General features: G+C 35.2%; 15 protein-coding genes. 8 read left to right on the plus strand and 7 right to left on the minus strand.

Translation table 11 applies throughout. From position 1 onward, the window contains the following. Nucleotides 1–131 precede the first annotated feature (131 nt). Together ACP6PK_RS22550 and ACP6PK_RS22555 are read left to right on the plus strand one after the other, a co-directional pair. Nucleotides 132–1,484 carry a HEAT repeat domain-containing protein gene (locus tag ACP6PK_RS22550; protein WP_426562861.1) on the plus strand — a complete coding sequence of 451 codons (1,353 nt, stop codon included), beginning with the start codon at nt 132–134 and terminating at the stop codon, nt 1,482–1,484. 1,375 nt (nt 1,485–2,859) lie between these two features. Beyond that, a complete protein-coding gene (locus ACP6PK_RS22555) occupies nt 2,860–4,677 on the plus strand; it encodes a bifunctional serine/threonine-protein kinase/formylglycine-generating enzyme family protein (protein WP_143437464.1) in 1,818 nt (605 codons plus the stop codon). Between the two features lie 920 nt (nt 4,678–5,597). Here ACP6PK_RS22555 and ACP6PK_RS22560 read toward each other — a convergent pair. The 5 genes from ACP6PK_RS22560 to ACP6PK_RS22580 all read right to left on the minus strand — a co-directional run bounded on the left by ACP6PK_RS22560 (nt 5,598) and on the right by ACP6PK_RS22580 (nt 11,507). Further along, nucleotides 5,598–6,173, minus strand: a complete 576-nt coding sequence (locus ACP6PK_RS22560) for a hypothetical protein (protein ID WP_426562863.1) — start codon at nt 6,171–6,173, stop codon at nt 5,598–5,600. Nucleotides 6,174–6,310: 137 nt separating this feature from the next. Continuing rightward, entirely contained in the window at nt 6,311–6,499 is a 189-nt protein-coding gene (locus ACP6PK_RS22565) for a hypothetical protein (RefSeq protein ID WP_426562865.1), read from the minus strand. 622 nt (nt 6,500–7,121) lie between these two features. Then, complete coding sequence (locus ACP6PK_RS22570; protein ID WP_094676734.1) at nt 7,122–7,745, minus strand: 7-carboxy-7-deazaguanine synthase QueE; 624 nt, start codon at nt 7,743–7,745, stop codon at nt 7,122–7,124. A gap of 332 nt (nt 7,746–8,077) precedes the next feature. Next, nucleotides 8,078–9,016 (minus strand): lipid kinase, encoded by a 939-nt coding sequence (locus ACP6PK_RS22575; protein ID WP_426562867.1) that lies wholly within the window; start codon nt 9,014–9,016, stop codon nt 8,078–8,080. Between the two features lie 709 nt (nt 9,017–9,725). Continuing rightward, entirely contained in the window at nt 9,726–11,507 is a 1,782-nt protein-coding gene (locus tag ACP6PK_RS22580; RefSeq protein ID WP_426562869.1) for a metallophosphoesterase family protein, read from the minus strand. Nucleotides 11,508–12,270: 763 nt separating this feature from the next. Between ACP6PK_RS22580 and ACP6PK_RS22585 the strand changes: the two genes are divergently transcribed. The 4 genes from ACP6PK_RS22585 to ACP6PK_RS22600 all read left to right on the plus strand — a co-directional run bounded on the left by ACP6PK_RS22585 (nt 12,271) and on the right by ACP6PK_RS22600 (nt 14,018). Continuing rightward, nucleotides 12,271–13,140, plus strand: a complete 870-nt coding sequence (locus tag ACP6PK_RS22585) for a sulfotransferase domain-containing protein (RefSeq protein WP_426562871.1) — start codon at nt 12,271–12,273, stop codon at nt 13,138–13,140. A 275-nt stretch (nt 13,141–13,415) separates the two neighbouring features. Continuing rightward, a complete protein-coding gene (locus ACP6PK_RS22590; protein ID WP_426562873.1) occupies nt 13,416–13,583 on the plus strand; it encodes a hypothetical protein in 168 nt (55 codons plus the stop codon). Beyond that, nucleotides 13,584–13,745, plus strand: a complete 162-nt coding sequence (locus tag ACP6PK_RS22595) for a class I SAM-dependent methyltransferase (RefSeq protein WP_426562903.1) — start codon at nt 13,584–13,586, stop codon at nt 13,743–13,745. Between the two features lie 33 nt (nt 13,746–13,778). Next, nucleotides 13,779–14,018: a hypothetical protein gene (locus ACP6PK_RS22600; protein WP_426562875.1), complete on the plus strand. Its 240-nt coding sequence runs from the start codon at nt 13,779–13,781 to the stop codon at nt 14,016–14,018. Nucleotides 14,019–14,273: 255 nt separating this feature from the next. Here the strand turns inward: ACP6PK_RS22600 and ACP6PK_RS22605 are convergent, their stop codons facing one another. Together ACP6PK_RS22605 and ACP6PK_RS22610 are read right to left on the minus strand one after the other, a co-directional pair. Continuing rightward, a complete protein-coding gene (locus tag ACP6PK_RS22605; RefSeq protein ID WP_426562877.1) occupies nt 14,274–15,446 on the minus strand; it encodes a zinc-dependent alcohol dehydrogenase in 1,173 nt (390 codons plus the stop codon). A gap of 210 nt (nt 15,447–15,656) precedes the next feature. Beyond that, complete coding sequence (locus ACP6PK_RS22610; protein WP_426562879.1) at nt 15,657–16,457, minus strand: hypothetical protein; 801 nt, start codon at nt 16,455–16,457, stop codon at nt 15,657–15,659. Nucleotides 16,458–16,595: 138 nt separating this feature from the next. On the opposite strand from ACP6PK_RS22610, the gene ACP6PK_RS22615 reads away from it, so the two are divergent. Both ACP6PK_RS22615 and ACP6PK_RS22620 read left to right on the plus strand, forming a co-directional pair. Then, entirely contained in the window at nt 16,596–18,410 is a 1,815-nt protein-coding gene (locus tag ACP6PK_RS22615; protein ID WP_426562881.1) for an aspartate kinase, read from the plus strand. 937 nt (nt 18,411–19,347) lie between these two features. Continuing rightward, on the plus strand, nt 19,348–20,049 hold the full coding sequence (locus ACP6PK_RS22620; protein ID WP_426562883.1) for a helix-turn-helix transcriptional regulator: 702 nt from the start codon (nt 19,348–19,350) through the stop codon (nt 20,047–20,049). Nucleotides 20,050–21,296: the final 1,247 nt, after the last annotated feature.

Raw genomic sequence — 21,296 nt, forward strand, 5'->3', positions numbered from 1 at the left:
AATTTCTCTTCTATTGCGTATAGAGCAATAGTAATTTCATTTTCTGAAGCGCCTGCGAGATTTAGATGAATAATGTACCATTTTAGCTGTGTCAGTTCACTACTAGACTTCCTTCTTCCTCCTTCTTCAATATGTCAAATCTTCTTGAACAAGCAAAAATTGCAGCTCAACAACTAAATTGGTCTTTAGTTAATCATTACTTACAACAATTTATCTCAGAGAGTAAATCAAATAAAACTACTTCAACATTTCCCAATGACAATGTTCCTCTAGATGAGGTAATTGACTTAGGAATAGAAGTTCTGGAAAATGGAGATTTTCAAGAAAAATGGGATATTAATAAACTGTTTAAGCAAATTGGCAAACCAGCTATTTCTCCCTTAATTGAAATTCTGAAAGATCGAGAAATCGACCTAGAAGAACGTTGGTTTGTAACTCGGATATTGGCAGAGTTTAACAGTGAAGAAGTTATAGAAGTTATGGGAAATATAATTGTTAGTTCAGAGGCGGAAGATTTACAGGAAATAGCAGCGGAGACTTTAGCAAATTTTGGGGAGTCTGGAGTTGAGTTATTAACAGATTTATTGGCAAAACCAGAGTCAAGATTATTGGCAATGAAAGCTTTAGCTAAAATTAATTGTATTAGGATAATTCCAGTATTGTTAACTGTGGTTAAAGATGAAAATGATGAAGTGAGAATTGCAGCGATTTCTGCTTTGACTAATTATTCTGATTCACGGATTCCTATTGTATTAATTTCGGCTTTAAAAGATACAGTGGCAAAAGTGAGAAAAGCAGCGGTAATTGGTTTAGCTGGTTATGCTAATTTACACCAAGAATTAGGTTTGGTGAAGTTGCTACAACCTTTACTGTGGGATATAAATTTTGAAGTTTCTCAACAAGCAGCGATCGCTCTGGGAAAAATTGGTACTAATTCAGCGGCGACGGCTTTATTTGAACTGTTAAAAACTGCGACGGTGCCTGTTTTTTTTAAGATAGATGCAGTGCGTGGTTTAGGTTGGATGGAAACTAAGTTATCGTTGGAATATTTGCAAAATTTACTGGGATATAATTTCTTGGTTGAAGACAATTTTCATGCACAAATTGTAAATGAAATTATTACGGCATTGGGTAAGTTGGAAAAATCGGAATTAAAGGCGCAAGCAACAGATATTTTGATTGAGTTTATTGTTAGTGGTAATTCTAGTTTAGAAAGTGTTTATGTGAAAAAATCTCTAGCTTTGGCTCTGGGATATTTAGGTAATATTCATGCTTTGGATTATCTAATTCAATTATTAGAAGATGAGGATAATAGTGTCAGGCTTCATTCTGTAGCAGCGATGAAACAATTAGATTCAGAAAAGGCATATCAAAGACTTATTTCTTTGTCTCAGGAAGCAACTTTAAACTCACAGTTAAAAACCGGAATAGAAATAGCTATTGCAGAGATGAATAAGTTTAATAAAATAGGGAATAGGGAATAGGGAATAGGGAATAGGGAATAGGGAATAGGGGGGAACAAAATTGTTGATTATATTCTTGAATTGATGTAATTAAAACTTTTGCAAGAGGTTTAGACTATTTTGATGGATGTTTGTGGAAAATGGTAGGGATGTTGAATACAATGTCTGTAGGTTAGACGGAAGAAGGAAGAAGGCTTTAGTTATTTAGGAAAGAAGGAGTAAATATTGAAAAAAAAGGGAAAAATGATCGAGATAGTATCTGAAATAAATTCTAGCAACTCTTTTTAAGGTTCTCTGAGCAAGATACACCTTTTTGTAGAATTCTTTTTTCAAAGTAGTATTAAGCACCTATACAGAATTATTTACACAAGTGTAAGCATTTCCTTCGGAATGCTGCGCAAACAGCCCTCAGCTATTAGCCATTAGCTTCAGATATGTAGGAAGTTAGATGGGAATATTGAAACACTTAAATTCTTGCTTAAGTAAGGTTTAAAGCAGATATGAAAACTTTAAATATCCATAGTAAATCTGTTTAATGCTTTAACAAAAAAAAGCTGATTGCTGAATGCTTACAGATAAGTGATGTTTAGATAGTAAGGATTTCAGCTTTGCTCAATTTGTAATTTATTTTGTTTACCTGCTTATATCCTATATATTGGGTATATTAATTCTTATGTTATGTTGAATTTTAGGGAATAGCTCAAATCCTGAATTCCCTATTAATATCAAATCTTATTAATTAGCTATAATAATGTCAAATTACTTCCTATTCCCTATTCCCTAATTAGCCATAATAAAAATGTTATTCTCTGTCAAATTACGGAAAAATAAGGGTTTAAAGCCTTCTATTTGCAAGATAAAAAAAGTCCTAGGATATTTTCTTATACATATTCCGTTACGGTTTTAACCAGAGGTAATTATCCATTATTAATTATCCATTATTAATTAATGAATCCCTATTCCCTATTCCCTATTACCTTCTGATTTATTAGGCAGAATCAAAATGTTTTTCTCTATCAAATTACTGAAAAATCAAGGTTTAAAGCCTTCTATTTCCAGATAAAAAAAGTGCTAATATATTTCCTGATATTCAATTCCGTTATGGTTTTACATGAGGTAATTATTAATTATCAATTATCCATTATCCATTATTAATTAATGAATCCCTATTCCCTATTCCCTATTAACTTCTGATTTATTAGGCAGAATCAAAATGTTTTTCTCTATCAAATTACTGAAAAATCAAGGTTTAAAGCCTTCTATTTCCAGATAAAAAAAGTGCTAATATATTTCCTGATATTCAATTCCGTTATGGTTTTACATGAGGTAATTATTAATTATCAATTATCCATTATCAATTATCCATTATCAATTATTGAATCCCTATTCTCTAAATATGAAATACTGGAAGTCAGGTAAACAACTACAAGATAATAAATATATAATTCAAGACCTCCTTGGTATTGGAGGTTTTGGTACTACTTATCGTGCTTTGGAACAAAACTCTAATCAATTAGTTGCTATTAAAACTCTCAATTATCGAGTCCAAAGAAAACCAAATTTTGATAAACTCCAAGAAAATTTTTTAAATGAAGCTTTATGTTTAGCAAAATGTCATCATCCTAATGTTGTAGAAGTTCATCGCCTTTTTAAAGAAAATAAATTATGGTGTATGGTGATGGAATATATAGATGGAGATGATTTAGGAATTTATCGTGAAGAGCAAGGGGGAGTTATATCAGAAAGTGAAGCAATACACATTATTAAACAAGTAGGAGAATCACTAATTTTTGTACATAACCAAGGATTTTTGCATCGCGATGTTAAACCTCAAAATATTATTCTTCGCCGGAATACTTTAGAAGCGGTATTAATTGATTTTGGTTTGGCGCGAGAATTTGATAGTGGTAGTGTACAAAGCCATACAACAGATAGTACATTATATTTTGCTCCAATTGAACAGTATGAAAGACGAGCAAAACGGGGAGCTTTTACTGATATTTATGCTTTAGCTGCTACTTTATATGTTTTATTAACAGGTGAAATGCCGACACCTGCAAAAATTAGACAGGAAGGAAAAATACCATTAATAGCACCAAAAGAATATAATTCAAAAATTAGTGATTCGGTAAATAATGCAATTATTAGAGGGATGAAATTAGAACCGGAAGAACGCCCTAAGTTTGTTGTTGAATGGTTAACTTTATTATCACAACCACAAGAATTTTTCACGACTAATGTACTTTCAACCTTGCCACCTACTTTGCCAATAATTACTGACATTCCTCCAGAATTAATAACTTTTGATTCTAGTACAGAATTAGTAACTGTTGATGCGAGTACCGAACCAGAATTGCAAACTTTTAAATTTGAAGTTTTAACAATCAAAATTAGCTCTAGGTATGAAATATCTGAGACTATAAAAGAACAAGGAGAAGCTCAACAATTCATTGAAAATATTGGTGATAATATTATCCTAGAAATGGTATCTATTCCCGGCAATAGTTTCTGGATGGGTTCCCCAGAAACAGCAACAGAAAAATGGGAAACAGAAACTCCTCAACATCCAGTCACAATAGCACCTTTATTTATTAGTAAATATCCTATTACTCAAGCACAATGGCAAGTAATTATGGGAAAAAATCCTGCTAACTTTAAAGGAGAAAATAGACCAGTAGAAATGGTATCTTGGTATGATGCAATTGAATTTTGTAGTCGTCTATCTGCTCAGACAGGAAGAGCTTATCGGTTACTATCAGAGGCAGAATGGGAATATGCTTGTCGAGGTGGGACAACTACATTATTTCACTTTGGAAATATTCTGACACCTGAGCTAGCTAGCTATAATTTCCAAGATGCTTTTGCTTGTACATTGGAACAAAATTATTATGAGCAAACAACAGATTTAGGTAGTTTTTCTGCCAATGCTTTTGGGTTATATGATTTTCATGGCAATGTCTGGGAATGGTGCGCCGATCCCTGGCATGATAATTATGGGGATGCCCCTTCGGATGGTAGTGTATGGGAAAAAGATGGGAATTATGCCTACAGAGTTTTGAGAGGTGGTGGGTGGTTAAACTATCCCAGGGGTTGTCGTAGTGCAAATCGAAATTACAAAAATCCTAGGGGTAGGTATAAGTCCGTGGGGTTTAGGGTTGCTCTTTCTCATCTCTATAGTAGGGGTAGGAGTCAGTCCTCAGGAGTTAGGAGTTAGTAGAAACGGAGAATTTTAGGGGAGGTAGGATTCAATAATTAATAATTAATAATTAATAATTAATAATTAACAATTAACAATTAATAATTACCTCTTCTTGAAAAGAGGAGGATTGGTTAAAAGGGAAATTTTTTTCTTCTCTTGGTCGATTGGATATGGCGTTTTGCTCCGCAACATATAAAGCGGAGCGGCTCTGCACTCTTCGGAAGACCGTTCCCTCCGGGACGCTTTCCTACGGAATGCTCCGCAAACATGTCGGCTCAAGCGCCGAAAACGACCGCTTTTTTCTCCTTTAAAGGAGAGGCTTTCAACCCTGGTTTTTCGGTAAGAATTGTCCTTCAATTTTTCTGTCCTTGTCTGCCTTTTATGCTAACTTTTTGATTGTGAAAAGCTGAAACAAGGGCAGTTTTTGGGAATCTCAGAAAGTTAAAGCCTTTACAGGTAAAGGGTTTTAGCATTAATCAGCCAGCCCTAATTAATCAGACTTGAGATGAGAGGTGAGAGAATGTCCTGACCAACCTGGCGTCTACTATAATAATCGTTAAACCTACATTCTGCACTTCCAAAGGAGTCAGGATAAAATCTATAGTAGTCAATATATTTTTCTGAAAATTTGATGAAATAACAAATATTTTTGGAAGTAGATGCACAAAAGGAAGAAGTTGAAATTTTTGGGTAAAATTTTAGTGAATTGGTTTAGGTAGTTTTAAATTTTGTTGAAAAAAATTAATTTTTGTAACTTTCAAATCCCTATATAGCTTATATAGATAGTAGTTGGTAGGTTTGCCCAATCTAATCTAAATATTTAAACAAAAAATAAGGTTAATAGCCTCCCCTTGGATAGGGGATGAAAAAAAATAAACTTCAGTATTTCAATAATAGGGTCTCAGTTGGAGGTACTGATAGACTGATAACTGATATTAGTCATCCACAATTTGTGCCCAATCTGGAAAGGAAGGAGGAAAAAAGTTAATATCGTAGTCAGACTCTTCCCACTCTTGAACCCATAATGGTACTACTCCTACTCCTTTTATGGGAGTTCTAGAGAATACCCGTTCCCTAGATTCGATAGTGTGAAATATTTGCTTGAGGGTATCTCCTAGGTTAAGAGTGAAACTTAAGAGTTCGTCCAATTCGGGGTCAAGCCGTTTGACTCTTTGTTTCTCATCTTCAGCCCATAATAGTTTTAGAGACTTTAGGGATCTGGGGCTTAGTTGGCTCCGATAATAAACACGTTTAAGTTGGGCTACAGGTTCAAGACTCCTTTCCACCCGGCGAATTTGCTGTAACCGGAGAAAGTGCCACTCTGCCAAACGCTTTCGGTCTTCAGGGGGTATTTTTCCTTTGCTATTAGAGTGTTTGAAGGCATACTTAGCGCAACTACATCCCAGATTAGCTAACAAATGAATTAACTGTCTCTCTTTCGGGGTTGCTTGTCTTCTTTCTGCAGTTCTCGTAATAACCCTTTTTCTGCGTGTAGTAGTTGTTGTGTCCATCGTTTTGGTCGATAATACTATTAATAGAATAATCGAAGGTAGAACTCTAATCAGTAACAAAGAGTTCTACCCAGCTCTAAATCTAGTCTAATCTGTCTATACTATCCCCAAGAAGTTATTTCGGCTTTCCTTATATTTTATTTACTTGTGTCTACTTCCTCTTCCCCATCCTCACCTTGGCCTGTGTAATCTTTAGCTAATATCTGACTCTCTTCAATGCCAGTCTGATTAGATAGCACTAAATTCCAGGCATTGGCCTTTGGGACATGAAAAAACGTCAAGCCTGCGGAGGCTATTAACCCTAAAGCAATAATATTCTGTTTCATAGTAGTAGTAGATGAACCCTGTGATTGTTATTTGGAATTGACTACTGACACTCTTGCAAACTGTAAAAAGTGGGTTTTTGCAAAAGCCCTCTTGTATTCCAAAGAATCAGTCTGTAATTATAAAAGAAGCATAGGCACGACCTGATGGATCGCAAAAGCCGGAAGTAAGGTGTTAGTAGTATTATTACTATCTTCTCCCCAATCCTGGTATTTGGGATGTGGAGACTAAGCCATTAGGGAGTTAAACCATCAGGTAATTAGTCCATCTAGGAGTTATCCATCAGGGGTATCTACTTTTTATTCAACTATCAGGGTGTATCTCCATCTGCAGTTCTGAACTCGCTGTCTATAAGGAAATTAATGATTCAATCATTAATCCAAATAGGCAGCTTTTTTTGTCTATCTAAATTCCCTTAGTAGGAGGATTAAGGAAAGAGGAAAGCTCAAGGCCATTTGCTCAACTTTCAATTTTTCTCCACTTAGTTGTTTCGTGGATATTGAGTTTAATTCCTTCAGGACATTTAAAAGATTTGTGGCCTTGAATTAAAAGGATTTTCAGTTCTATTGAAAATTGAGCTTCTTAGGACTTTATAAGACCCGGCCTTTTCAATTAATAGTTTAGTTATTGCAGTCCTAAATATTTATGTAACTGCACAGAGAGTCGGTAATAAGGATATTCCTGAAGTAATTCTAGGACTAACGGTAGAGTGAAATTGCGACTATACCATTCGGGCTGTAGATAAACAGGAATATTATTGTTATCTAATAAAATTTTACTATAAAATTCTAATTCTTTGCCAGTTTCTATCACTAATTTTATTTCTGAAGCCCGTTTCCACATTTGCGGTAAAACTGGATATTTAGGACTAATATGTTGTTTTGGACTAAGAGTTACCCAAGTTTTAGGGGAAATATCTTGCCAATAGCAACCGGAGGTTTCTATTGAAACTTTTCTATCAGTAGCTTCTATTCTTTTTACTAAGGTAGGTAGTTGTTTATGAATAAAAGGTTCACCACCAGAAATAATAACTCTGGGAGAGAATAATTCATTAATTAACTCATCAAAAGTTCTCATTTGTCTGGGTAAACCAACTCCTCCATCCGCATAACCAGTATCACAATAATGACAACCTACTGGGCAACCAGCAAGACGAATAAAATCTACTGGCGTACCTGTCCAATAGCCTTCTCCTTGAATAGTTTTTTGGAATGTTTCATGGATGGGAATTGTTAAATTTTCTGTCATGTTTGAGTAGGAAGGAAGAAGTAAGAAGAAAGAAGGAAGAAGGAAGAAGGAAGAAGTAAGAAATAGGAAATAGGAAATAGGAAGTAAGAAGTAGGGAGAAATAGGAAGTAATATAAAGGGTGAAAAAAGAATGTTACACAACTCTAGTTATAGGGAACAGGAAACAGAGATTCGTAGCAAACATTTATCAAAATGGTATAAGAAGGAAGCAGCCATCTCTATCATTGTTCCCTTTTTTTTCAATATTTAGTCCTTCTCTCCTAGATAACTCAACTCTTCTTCCTTCTCTCCTAGATAACTCAACTCTTCTTCCTTCTTCCCTCTTCCTTCATTTATAAAATTGGTACTACAGGTTGCAGTTTCTCCTTTTCAGTTGTTAATTTCCTCGGCACCATAACTGCTAAAGCTAAAGGAACTACTTGAAAATGAGCAGGAGTATAAGTAATAATTTCTCCATCAGTATTAATAGGACGAGGTTTACGAGTATAAACACTAATTACGGAGCTAGAGAGGGAACGAAAACCAAAACTTTCTTGATATTTCCCTTTCCATATAGAAGGTAACATTCCAATAAATTGCCAACAATATTTCACTTCTAGGCTGTATAAATCTAGCCTTTGGTCATCAATTGTTGCATCGTGAGCAATAGTCATCCCACCTCCATAATGTTTGCCATTTCCTACAGCAACTTGTAAAGTCTTGACTATTTTTGATTCACCATTACAACGAATTTCTGCTCTAAAAGGGCGACTTTGTAAAATCATTTTACTGGCAGTAATAGCATAAGCTAATACACCCCACCGACGCTTTGCTTCTTTGGTTAAATTATTAGTAATATCTACACTTAATCCTATACTCGCAACATTGAAAAAATATTTGCCATTAACTACTCCTAAATCTATATAACGTTTTTTGCCAGTGGCGATCGCTCGACAAGCTTCAAATAAAGAAACAGGAATTCCTAAAGTTCGAGCTAAATCGTTAGCTGTTCCTAATGGTAAAATTCCTAGAGGTAAACCTGTTTCGACTAGACTATCTACGGCTAAATTTAATGTGCCATCCCCACCACCAATAATTATCAGATTTACCTGATTTTTATACTCTTGAATAAAATGATTAAAATCCTGTGGAGATTGAGTTTCTTTGCAGATAATTTCTAAGCCAAAATCTTGTAAATAGGTTAAGGCTAAATTTAGATTATCTTGAACTTTTCTGGCATGAGGATTTACTAATAAAAGAGCTTTTTTTGATTCAATATTTTCTGGAATCATATAGTTTTTTGTTATTGGAGATATAAATAAATTTCTTGCCGGAAAAGGCAATAGCAACAGAGGCTAAGGCATATCCAGTTTTTTAGTACAACAAAAAAAGATGATTTATATTGACAATTATTCAAAAATTAGATATATTATACCAATTTGACAAAAGAATGTTACGAATAGTAAGGGGGATAAAAACATTTTTCAGAAGATTTATCTTTGACAAAAAAGATAATTTCCGATCTAAAACATGGTATTAAAGGCATTCCCATGCGACTCCTGACTCGTGACTCCTGACTCAAACAAAAATTCCCTAGTTATTTGTAGCAAATATTTATCAAAATGGTATAAATCCTATTTTAGTCGTGTCAAAAATGTTTTTTGCTTTGAGATAATATCAATTATTAAAAACTTTGCCATGATTAGAACTTCTATTTATAAATACTATTTATTGACTTGATATAAAGATTTAATAGTATTTGTTGTTTTGATGGTTATTTTGACACTTTCCAAGTGTAGCATTACTTTTGATAAATAGTATATAGCAATCCGCGCATAGGTTGCGGGTAATTAAAAAGTAAATAAAAAAGTTGAAACTCTCACCTGTTGCCTGTTCCCTAAAAAGTAGTAATATTTTTTGCCACGAATATGCGGAGGATTGCTATATAACAATTCCCAAAAAGCGTTAGGCAAGAATTAATTATTAATTATTTTATGGTCACTAAAATAGTTGAAATTCATCAAATTTTACGACTTCAGAATTAGGCTTTCTAGTATCGAAATAGTAACTACTAACTTTTCCTGTTTCTGTCTCAAAAATACTAAAAGCTGTAATGTCATTACTAGCAATATAAGGTTGAGGTTCACCATTTTCGTCTATCAAAGGTGCAATGGTTGGAATTATCGGTTCTAGACCATTGGGATTAGCAACTTCAGCATATTTTTCCTGATAATTTAGAGGAACAGTTCGCTTTTTACTTCCTAGATAAGCTCCATAACTATTTCCCACATTTGATGTTTCTAGAAAGTGCATCCCACTCGGACTAACAAAACGATTCCAAAGATGAGAATGCCCGTAAAATACTAACTGAACGCCACCAGTTTCTAATAATGGTAAAACATCCCGAATAATATAGTCATTTTGTTGGGGATATTCATAACGAATCATGGTAATTTTGCCATTTTCATCTCGGTCAATATATTGGATAGGATTAGTATAAGCAGGAATAGAATTTTCACCTAGAGAATGAGGCGGATGGTGAAACATAACTACTTTATATTTAGCTTGTTGAAATTCCTGACTTGCCAATTCTTTTTCTAACCAATTATATTGTTCGCTACCTTTAATAATAGGTTCAAAAATATGCTGACCGTAACCCCATTCAGCAGGATTGTCAAAATCTTTTTTTCGTTCCCGATATTTGCCTCTAGCATTATCTTTTAAATGGGGAACTCGCCAGATATTTGTGATATATAAAACTACTAAACGTACATCGCCAAAAGTTACAGAGTAGTAATTTTTTTCCTCTGAACTATTTTGAGGCAGAGTAAAAATTTCTTGGTAAGTATCTGTATTAAAAGAATTATTTTTTAACCAGGTATCACGATTAATATTTTGAGGATTTTGTGGATATAAATTTTTGGCAGCTTGCCTAGGATAAGGCTGACTAAATTGATAATTCAAAGAAGTTTTCATGGAAAATATCCCCATAACTTCATGGTTGCCAATTGCTGGAAAAAGAGGCATATTTTGAATTAACTCCCCACCTGTATAAATAGTTTTTTTGCCATTTTTTTCTAATTCATAATTAGCTCTACCTTGAAGATTCGGAAAAAAAGCATTACCTCGATTATCATCAAACCATTCTGAAGCTCGGTCTGGAATATTAACTAAATCTCCAGCAAAAAAAATAGCGTCTAATTTATCAAAAGTTTCTGTGACTTTTTGCAGATTTGCCGAACTCATTGGTTTTAATTGATGGTCTGAAGTTAGGAGGATTTTTAAAGGTTTACCAGAGGTTGGTTTAGCAGCTAAATTAAAGATTTTACTACTAATCTTTTCCCCATTTTCCTTTTCACTAATAATTTGATATGGCACAGAATTATTAGGAGTTAAACCAATAACTTTGGCCTCATGTCGCCAGATATCTCGCATCATAGGTTGTTGATAAATTAAACCTTTTTCTGTTTGTTTTCCAATGAAAGAATCTTGGTCTTCGCGAGTGCGACTCAATTTAGTAGTATTTGCCTCAACAACTTGATTCAAATTTTCACCATAAACTACAAAATTTCGTTTGCCAGGAAATTCAGTAAACCAAACAACTTGTACAGAATTTTCTGTCGGAGCTTGGAGAAATGGGTCGGTTAAAAATTGAGATTGAGATTCTACAGAAAACATAATTATGAATAGGAAAATAACCACAATAATTAAAATACCAAAAATCCAGGGATTACGATAATAATCTCTAGAATTTTCAAACGCTTCTGGAGGAGGATTGAACATAAAAATAATTAGACCATTTTAACAAAATAATACTAAAAGAAGGTGCAACTCGAAGATATATGCTGAAAATGAGCTGATCCAATTTATTCTTAGACAGCTATTTCTATTATTTTTTCCTTTTTTTATTCAGTAATTTTGTAGAAGTAGTGATTTAGACTAAAGACAAGGAACAGCAAATAAGTAATACCATTTATCATGCATGAATGCTATATATGATTGGGTGGGGGAGTGTGGGAAGTGTGGGAAGTGTGGGAAGTGTGGGTAGGGACGTTGCATGCAACGTCCCTACGAGAGAGGTTAAAAGTAGGAAAAACCTATACTAACTAATAATTGTTAATAACAAACTTTTAATCTTGGTAATTATTTGACTTCTGAAGTCAAGCTGAAGTATAGAATTAATGCATGGTAATTGGTATAAGAGAAAAGCTCCCACATTCTAAGTTTCAAAAGAATACTATTTGCACTATAAAAAAATACTTTGTTAATTCTTATAGCAATCCTAAATAGGTTGTTATAAGTTTTATAATAGCTAATTTAAACTGAAAGCTTTGAAAATTCTGACTCCTGACTCCTACTCCTGTACGGGCGTTAACGATAGTTATGCGAAGCTAACGGCCGTTTCGCTGCGCGACATGAAACGCCCCTACCACCAAAATATTACAACTAAAATAGGATTGCTATAGTAAATTTTATACATAATTGAAGTAAAATATAAAAGATATAAAAATTTAATTATTCACTGAAAATAATTTTAATAACTAGGATGAGAAAAGGTCTAAAACCAAGCTATACGCTGCACAAAAATTTTCGTCTACCAATGGGATTTCCCCCAGAAAATTGGGACTCTGGACTTACATATCAAGCTCAAGCAACAGACACTTTTATTGTTACTTATCCTAAATGTGGAACAACTTGGACTCAACATATTGTTTGGATGTTATCCCATGATGGAGAACTATTTCCTGTGGGTAAAAATATTAATTTAGAAGTTCCTCATCTGGAAGAAGTGGGAAATGATTTTGTTAAATCTTTATCCGAACCTCGTTTTATAAAAACTCATTTAACTTACGATTTAACTCCTTATCATCCCAATTCAAAATACATTTATATAGCTCGTAATCCTTTTGATTGTGCTGTTTCTTTTTATTATCATACTCAAGGATTTGTCAAATATTATGATTTTGCTGAAGGTACATTTGATGATTTTTTTGAATGTTTTATTAATGGAGAAGTAGATTGGGGAGATTACTTCGATCATTTACTTGGTTGGGTGCAACATAAAAATGATGAAAATGTTCTATTTTTAACTTATGAATCTATGAAAAATAATCCGAAAATTAATATTATTGCCATAGCAAAATTTTTAGGTGATAATTATGTAGAAAAAATCGAAAATCCACAAATTATAGAAAGCATTCTTCATCATACAAGTTTTACTAACATGAGCCAAAATCAAAGTCGTTGGTCTAGTCAACGTCCTGCTAATATGACTCCATTTATTCGTAAAGGAAAAGTGGGAGATTGGAAGTCACATTTCTCTGTTTATCAAACTCAAAGATTAAGTCAAAAGTTTAAGATAAGAACTGCTGGCACTAAAGCTGAAACTTTATGGGAAATTCCTGAATATTTATAATTATTCTTCCCAGGAAATTTAGGGATGATAAATCATATTTATGTGTTGATAAAACGTAAACAAACAGCCATCTGAATGCATCCTGATATCGGTAATTAGCTTTATAAATCCAGGCATTCAGATGGCATTATTGAAACAAAGTAAGTATTCAGCAATCAGCTCTTGATAAAATCAGGAGGTAAAAGCAATATTAACTAATATAATTTTTATCAAAAAAAGATAAATTTTTGATATAATTAACTATGAAAATTTTGCTAATAAATTTCAGTAAAAAAATGGTTAATCAATATACAGGAATTACTAATTATTATGATTTGTTGATGATGTCTGGCTACTATGACTACCATAATATAGCTAAGAAAGCATACTCAATTGTAGGTAATAATTTTCAGATTATTGAAATAGGAGTAGGAACAGGATTACTTGCAGAAAAGTACATATAAATTGACAATAGTTGTCAGTATACTGGAGTCGATATTACACCATCCTTTGTGGAAGTTGCTAAAAAACGTTTGGGAAATAAAGCTAAGTTAATTGTAGCTGATGCCCTAACAATGGAATTAAATACAACCTTTGATGTTGCTATATCAAATACAGGAGTTTAGCTATTTATTAGTTGTGGCGATCGCTTGGAGTTAGTGAGTCATATTCCTGATGTTCAAGCTAACTATAAAGGATTACAAAATTTAGCTCGTCATTTACGAACAGAAAGTTTGCTTTTGTTAAGTATACAAAAGTCTGGGATTAATTTTGAAAAAAATTTACCTGGTGGAATTGTATATTCTCAAATTATTGAAGAATTGGAAGATAGAATAGATTATCGCACTCGTAAAAAAAGCTATTTCTTTAAGAAAGATGGTGAAATTATCGCTCAATAAAAACTAACAATTACCTTGTTGAGACAGAATGCTTATCAGGAATTATTTGATGAAGCAGGATTTGATTTTCAAGGTATTAATAATGATAATAGCTTGGCAATCTACAAAAAGAGATAAAAGTCTATTGGTACTGAAACTGAAAATTTATGGCAAATTCCTAAAGAATAGTTTGAGATGCAATGGCATTTCCAACTAGCGACAATATTTAAAATAGCTGTTATTATTGCCTTTGTTTTTCACTCATCCCAAAATTGCTCATAATACAACTACACCTTTAATATAATCTGACAATTTGTAGTCATTAATAAATGCTTGTGCTACAGTTTCCAGGGAATAGTAACGGTGTGTAATTAATGATGAAACATCTATCTGTTTTTCTTCCAACGTTCTGAGTGCTTGAGAATAGGTTAATGAGCGTCCATGAGCATCTAATTTTCCAGAAGCTCCCGTAGCACAGACTAATGTTGTCTCTATAAATTGGAGGTTATTTAACACACTTAAATCTACTCCCCCATGTCCAAAACCGTACATCAGAAACGTTGCTTGTTTACGCATCAAACTGGGAATAGATTTAAAAATCAAACCATTTCCGCAAGCATCAATTACATACTCTACTAACCGTCCATTTGTCTTTTCTCTCACTGCTTCTACAATATTTACCGTTTGAGGATCTATAACATCTACGCCAAAACCCTTAGCTAACTCACGTTTTTGAGCATTTGTTTCGCTGACCAGAATTAAACCATCATATCCCAGGATGTTGCGTAGGTACTGAATAAATAAAAGTCCCGCAGGACCAGCTCCAAAAATTAGAATTGATTGGACCCGACGCTCCCACTCTTCAGCACCTATTTTATAGCGGGTGCGGGTTTTGGCTACTACATCAGATGTGTGAATTATACAACCAAGAGGTTCTGTAAGAACAGCTTGGACGCTTTCCAAGTCAGAATTGATTTTAATGGCATTCACAGCAGGAACTGTCAAATATTCAGCGAACGCTCCTGCTAAACCAGTAATACCATATTCCTGATAAATTTCACATTGGTGGGAATCTCCAGTAAGACAATATTCGCATAGAGATTTTCCCTTTTGACTCAAACAATTTAAACCCTGGTCTAGAACCACGCGATCGCCCACAGACAAATCTTGAACTTCGGCACCCACTTCTTCTACCACACCAACAATTTCGTGGCCTAAAATTTGAGGTTGTTGCACTAGGGGGATAGGTTGACCATATTTATCCTTATTAAAATTGCTTTCCCCAGAAAAAATGTGAAAGTCTGAACCACATACACCAACTGCTGATGAGCTTAACAGAATTTGATTAGAAGCAACTTGAGGTTTAGGAACTTGACGGACTTCTAACTTGCCAATATCGCACAGAACCAGCGCTTGCATTGTGGAAGTTTTGGTTATTAGATTGTTCATAATGTTTTGCTCTATAAAATTAATACAATTTTTCTTAATGTTCTGAAATTAAAGTTATCAGTCCAAATTAAATATAAAAAGATACATTTTAATTAATCCGGTTAAAAGTTATTAACCAAAAAATTTAAAATCCATACTATCTAAACTGAACCAAAAAATTTATAGTAAATTCCTACGCCTCAAAATTCTAGTTCTGTTGTTCTAATAATTTTAAGTAAAATGTTTTAGATAGCCTTTGAGTCCACCAATATAAAATAGGTCTTTTAAATAAATATCTGTATCAGGTTTTAATAAATATGTTGGCTTAAACCCACATAATATAGAACTGTAACTAACATCTATTTCTGTTTCTAGATAATCGTATCCAATCCCACCAAAGTTCTGACATATTATCTCTCCTACTACCTGATTTAACAAAAGAACAAAAATACAAATTTCGTTCTTATCTCGTTCTTGTTTATTTATTTTCCATTTCATTTGATTTAGAACTTTCTCGCATTGATCGTGTTTTAGGTTAACATAATAATCCTCATTACTATGAAAATATTCACATTCATCTAATCCATGTTCATTTAGTACAGAATAAAAATTGTTCTCCAAAGTTCTATCAAAACAAGTAGTTTTAACTTGTAAACTTACTGATGTATTATTTGTTAAATAGAAATCCTTCCCACCATCTCCCCCTTCATATAACTTGTAATCAATATCACTAATTAATTCCCCTAAATATTGTTTGACAGATTCTTCCCCTATTTTACCTATTTTATAATTAATAAATTCATCAGAAAAATCATCTATATCCCCATAATACTTGTATGTTAACTCCTCACAAAACCAATTCATTTGTTTTTCTTTTTCATCATCACCATCACAAACAGCCTCTAAATGAGTAGCCCCATCAAAGTCGCATCTTCCTCTTGTACTTGTAAAAGCAGGTATCTTGTAGTTTAGTTTGATAATAAATTCATCTTGTTGTGATTCTAAAATTGTCATCCAATTAATTTCTGGCATAAGATAAATTACCAATATCTGACGAAAATTAATTATTTTTTAAACATTAAATTATACAACATTTTAATCAATCCGGTTAACAACTTTCAACCAAAGAATTTAAAATCAGTACGTTAATAGTCTAATTCTCAAATCAATATGCTAATAGTCCAAAAATACGGTGGTACATCAGTCGGCTCTGTCGAAAGAATTAAAGCAGTGGCCCAACGTATAGCTCAAACAGCCAGCGATCGCTCAGTCGTAGTAGTAGTATCGGCCATGGGAAAAACCACAGATGGCTTAGTCAAACTAGCAAACGAAATTTCCCCCAATCCCTGTCGTCGAGAAATGGATATGCTACTATCCACAGGTGAACAAGTTACCATCGCTCTAATGAGTATGGCCTTACAAGAATTAGGAGTGCCAGCTATTTCTCTCACTGGAGCGCAGGTAGGAATAGTCACAGAAGCTGAACATTCCCGCGCTCGTATTTTACATATTAAAACCGAACGCATAGAAGAACATCTCCAACTAGGAGAAGTTGTAGTCGTTGCAGGTTTCCAAGGTATTAGTCAGACTCGCCACCAGGAAATTACAACATTAGGTAGAGGAGGTTCAGATACTTCCGCAGTTGCTTTAGCAGCAGCACTCCAAGCAGAAAAGTGTGAAATATATACAGATGTGCCAGGAATTCTCACAACCGATCCCCGCATAGTACCCGAAGCACAGTTAATGCCAGAAATTACCTGTGATGAAATGTTAGAGTTGGCAAGTCTAGGCGCAAAAGTGCTACATCCCAGAGCAGTCGAAATTGCTCGAAATTATGGAATGCCATTAGTAGTCTTATCCAGTTGGAGCGATGAACCGGGTACTCGCGTCGTTTCGGCAATACCAAAACGTCGCGCTCTCCAAGATTTAGAATTAACCAAACCCGTAGATGCTATAGAATATGACACTAACCAAGCTGCAATTTCCATGTTGCACCTCCCCGACTCCCCTGGTGTGGCAGCCAAATTATTTTCTGGTATTGCTGTACAAAATATAGATGTAGATTTAATTATTCAATCTATTCACGAAAGCAATACTAATGATATTGCCTTTACCGTCGGGAAAGATACTTTAAAACAAGCAGCAGCAGTAGCGGATGCCATACTACCTGCTTTAGGCAAAAATTCTGACCCCAGTTTGGGCGAACCGGAAGTCAAAACAGAAGAGAGACCTATTGCCAAAGTCAGTCTTGTGGGTGCGGGAATGATCGGGCGTCCACGAGTAGCAGCAAAAATGTTTGAAACTTTGGCAGAAGCAGGAGTAAATATAGTAATGATTTCTACTTCCGAAGTTAAGGTTAGTTGTGTAGTTGATGCAGAAGACTGTGAAAAGGCAGTTAATTGTTTGTGTCAAGCATTTGATGTGGATGTTGCAGATACTTCCATTAGCTCTGCTGCTTCTGAGTCGGAAGAGTTGCCCCCACCAGTGCGAGCAGTTGCTTTAGATATCAAGCAAGCAAGACTAGCAGTACGTCACATTCCCGATCGCCCAGGAATGGCAGCACAAATATTTGGTTTGTTGGCGCAACAGAATATTAGTGTAGATATGATTATTCAATCTCAACGCTGTCATCATGTGGATGGAGTTTTAACTCGTGACATTGCTTTTACTGTATCTCAACCAGAGGGAGAAACTGCATATCAAATTTTGGCAAATGCAGCATTAGAGTTTGGTTGGGGAGAAGTGGTATTAGAGAGTGGTATTGCCAAGGTGAGTGTAGTCGGTTCGGGAATGATTGCACATCCAGGGGTAGCAGCGCAAATGTTTGAAGCCTTGGCAGCAAGTCAAATCAATATTTTGATGATTGCCACTTCGGAAATTAAAATTAGTTGTGTGGTAGAAGAAGAGGATGGAGTGAAAGCGCTGCAAGCTATTCACAAAGCCTTTGGTTTGTCTGGTAGCGAGGCCATTAAAGTTCCAGCTTGATAAATCTCTAGAGCTAGGGTAGGCAAAATAAAGGAGATTCACTATATGAATATAGAACCCATTTGGGATCTATGAACGAGAGTGTGGGAAGTGTGGGAAGAGAGGGAAGAGAGGGAAACTTAGAGAGTAGCTAAGTATAGGAGATAGTGAATTTAGGGGCCTAAATTCAACCTTTTCCCCTATTCTATATTCTCATTCTCCTGACTCCTATGCCACTTTGCAAACATACCAAATGGCTTCTATAGATAAATTACTATTTGTCTACCTTTCTACATAATTGACACGATCTAATCCTTTCTAATATCGTGTCCGGATAAGAGCGCGATAGAACTCCGTTCCGCTTACGCGTTAACGCAGTTGTGCGCCAGCAATCGAAAAACTTTCTCCTCCTTGTAACTTAAAATTACCTATTCTTCCCTCCTGACTCCTCCATCCTTATTTATAACTATTCAACCGGACATGATATAATTCCTAACTCCTGACCCCTAACTCCTCTAATATCATACATTTATTCAGCAATGCCTAAATATCTGCTACAAATCCCACTTCTGTGTTTCCTGTTCTGTGTTTTTGTTCCTTCTAACAACAGTTTTGTAACAATATTTTCAAAAAAAATTGGTATTACACTTCCATGATTGTTCTTGATGTAAATAATTGTCATACCAAATCCTCTTCTCAAACTAGCTTTTTCCTATCTCTTCTCAAACATTTTTGCTCATTGCAAGAGTACCTTTGACCTCACCTGATTTTATGTGGTGTTTCACAACCGGATTTAGTATAAGATTGTGTTGGAAAAAGTCATCAGTTAACTGATGAGCGATCGAATTCTAGTATCTTGAAGATATAATACAAGGTGTAAAAATAGTAATAAGTTGTCAGGGAAAGCTACGGAAGTCGAATAATAAAAAAAGTTGGCTATATAAAAGGAGTATATATAGTGCTACAGCAAAGGATTTTGGTGAGTCGCGATCGCCAAATTGTCACAAACTACGATCGCTGTGTCCTGAATTTAGTGGGTCAACACTTGATGTATACAGATGAAAATACCTCTAAATTCAACCAAGAGCAACAAATACTGACACAATTTAAGCAAGTTTTCGAGCAGCTAGGTGCGATAATTGTCACAGCAGAGGGACAGTTGCTATTGATAACTCAACGGGGAGAACAATTACTGAACCAGTATTTTTCCCCCTATACCCAACACTCATTGCCAGAACCATTACAAAATTGGTTCAAGCATCAGATTTCGTTACTAATATCTAACGGCAAAGTTTCATCCCTCTGTTTACCTTTACACATAGAGCAACTAGGAAAGCAGTTACTGGTTCGCCTTATTTCCAATGTAATTGGGGAGCTATATATCCTGATCTTGGAAGAACAAGAACTACAATCATTTTCAGTTTCTTCTCTAGAATTAATAGGACTAACCAGACGTGAAGCAGAGGTGCTTTTCTGGGTTGCTCAGGATAAAAGCAATGCCGCAATTGCTAAAGTTCTAGGTTGCAGTCAAGGAACAGTGAGAAAACACCAGGAGCATATTCATAGGAAACTGGGTGTACAAACCCGGACTGCTGCTGTAATGGTTGCTCTAGAAAAGTTGGGGTTACTCAAAGGATCGTTTGTTGCAATTTCTTCATAATCCTATACGCAGATCCTCGTATTGTTTCCCAAGTTGATTTAGAGGATTATTAAATTAGGGTGATGAGATTAGATAAGGTCATCTCGGTTCTCCCTAGAATACCAAGGGTTAAAAAAGAATGTTACGAATCAGTTTGAGTCTTTAAAGGAGTTGATTTTAATGTCTATTTGACTTAAAATAGAGGATAGGTATAAAAAAAATTTAGATTCTACTCCTCCTGACTTCTAAGCAATAACCTAACTATTTGTAGCAAATATTTATCACGCCTGGTATAATACTGAGTTCTCTGATAGCACCAGTGGATGACGAGTCAGTGTATACATTGGTTCTGAGAGCCAAGATTATTGTGGTATACATGGTGACTTAGGTGAATTGGCAGTAGAGGCGCAAAGGTCTTGCGTCTCTAGGCGAATCCAAACTGAAAAATTATTTGTCAATAAATGGAGGAATATTACCATGCCGATGTTCAACAACAAACTTGTAATGAGAACTTACGCTCCCAACACCAGTCAGAACGCATGGGTAATTCTTGAGGGTGATAATGCTTGGAAAGTGATACTGGGCAATGGTTTTGGGATTAATAACATAGTCAGTATCCTCACGTCAGCGCAAGCCAATGGACGCCGAGTCACTGCATTTGTAAACGACGACAACCAGGTTGTATGGGTACAGATGATCACTTAGTAGAATTGGCAGTAGAGGCGTAAGGTCTTTGCGCTTCTAGGAGAATCCAAACTGAAAAATTATTTGTCAATAAATGGAGGAATATTACCATGTGGTACAACAACAGACTGGTACTTTTTACCTACGCTCACGTCAATACCCGGTATGCATTCGCAGGAATTGAGGGGGTAAGCGGGGGATGGAAACGGATCGCCCCAACTTCACCTGATGGAGTTACCAATGTGTTAGATATCCTGAAGGTTGCCCAAGGGAATAAGCGTCGAGTTCACGTGTATATTGCTAACGACGGAATGATTTATGCAGCTATAATGCTTCCTTAGGTGAATTGGTAGTAGAGGCGCAAGGTCTTTGCGCCTCTAGGGGAATCCAAACTGAAAAATTATTTGTCAATAAACGGAGGAATATTGCCATGATCGGAATCGGCAGCAGCACCGTGGGATTAGAAGGGGCACCGCCTTCCCTGAGTGAACTGGAAGCCATGAGTGGAAGTGGCAGCAGCAGCGGGGAGTTAGAAGGGGCACCGCCTTCCCTGAGTGAACTGGAAGCCATGAGTGGAAGTGGCA

Source organism: Dapis hubbardiae BLCC-M172 (assembly GCF_050016015.1).
Taxonomy (GTDB): Bacteria; Cyanobacteriota; Cyanobacteriia; order Cyanobacteriales; family Microcoleaceae; genus Trichodesmium.

Excerpts from the sequence above, each read along its gene's own strand:
- ACP6PK_RS22590 (WP_426562873.1), top strand. The coding sequence starts at position 13,416 with ATGGTTAATCAATATACAGGAATTACTAATTATTATGATTTGTTGATG.
- ACP6PK_RS22570 (WP_094676734.1), bottom strand. The coding sequence starts at position 7,745 with ATGACAGAAAATTTAACAATTCCCATCCATGAAACATTCCAAAAAACT.
- ACP6PK_RS22615 (WP_426562881.1), top strand. The coding sequence starts at position 16,596 with ATGCTAATAGTCCAAAAATACGGTGGTACATCAGTCGGCTCTGTCGAA.
- ACP6PK_RS22575 (WP_426562867.1), bottom strand. The coding sequence starts at position 9,016 with ATGATTCCAGAAAATATTGAATCAAAAAAAGCTCTTTTATTAGTAAAT.
- ACP6PK_RS22585 (WP_426562871.1), top strand. The coding sequence starts at position 12,271 with ATGAGAAAAGGTCTAAAACCAAGCTATACGCTGCACAAAAATTTTCGT.
- ACP6PK_RS22605 (WP_426562877.1), bottom strand. The coding sequence starts at position 15,446 with ATGAACAATCTAATAACCAAAACTTCCACAATGCAAGCGCTGGTTCTG.
- ACP6PK_RS22550 (WP_426562861.1), top strand. The coding sequence starts at position 132 with ATGTCAAATCTTCTTGAACAAGCAAAAATTGCAGCTCAACAACTAAAT.
- ACP6PK_RS22560 (WP_426562863.1), bottom strand. The coding sequence starts at position 6,173 with ATGGACACAACAACTACTACACGCAGAAAAAGGGTTATTACGAGAACT.
- ACP6PK_RS22565 (WP_426562865.1), bottom strand. The coding sequence starts at position 6,499 with ATGAAACAGAATATTATTGCTTTAGGGTTAATAGCCTCCGCAGGCTTG.
- ACP6PK_RS22610 (WP_426562879.1), bottom strand. The coding sequence starts at position 16,457 with ATGCCAGAAATTAATTGGATGACAATTTTAGAATCACAACAAGATGAA.
- ACP6PK_RS22555 (WP_143437464.1), top strand. The coding sequence starts at position 2,860 with ATGAAATACTGGAAGTCAGGTAAACAACTACAAGATAATAAATATATA.
- ACP6PK_RS22580 (WP_426562869.1), bottom strand. The coding sequence starts at position 11,507 with ATGTTCAATCCTCCTCCAGAAGCGTTTGAAAATTCTAGAGATTATTAT.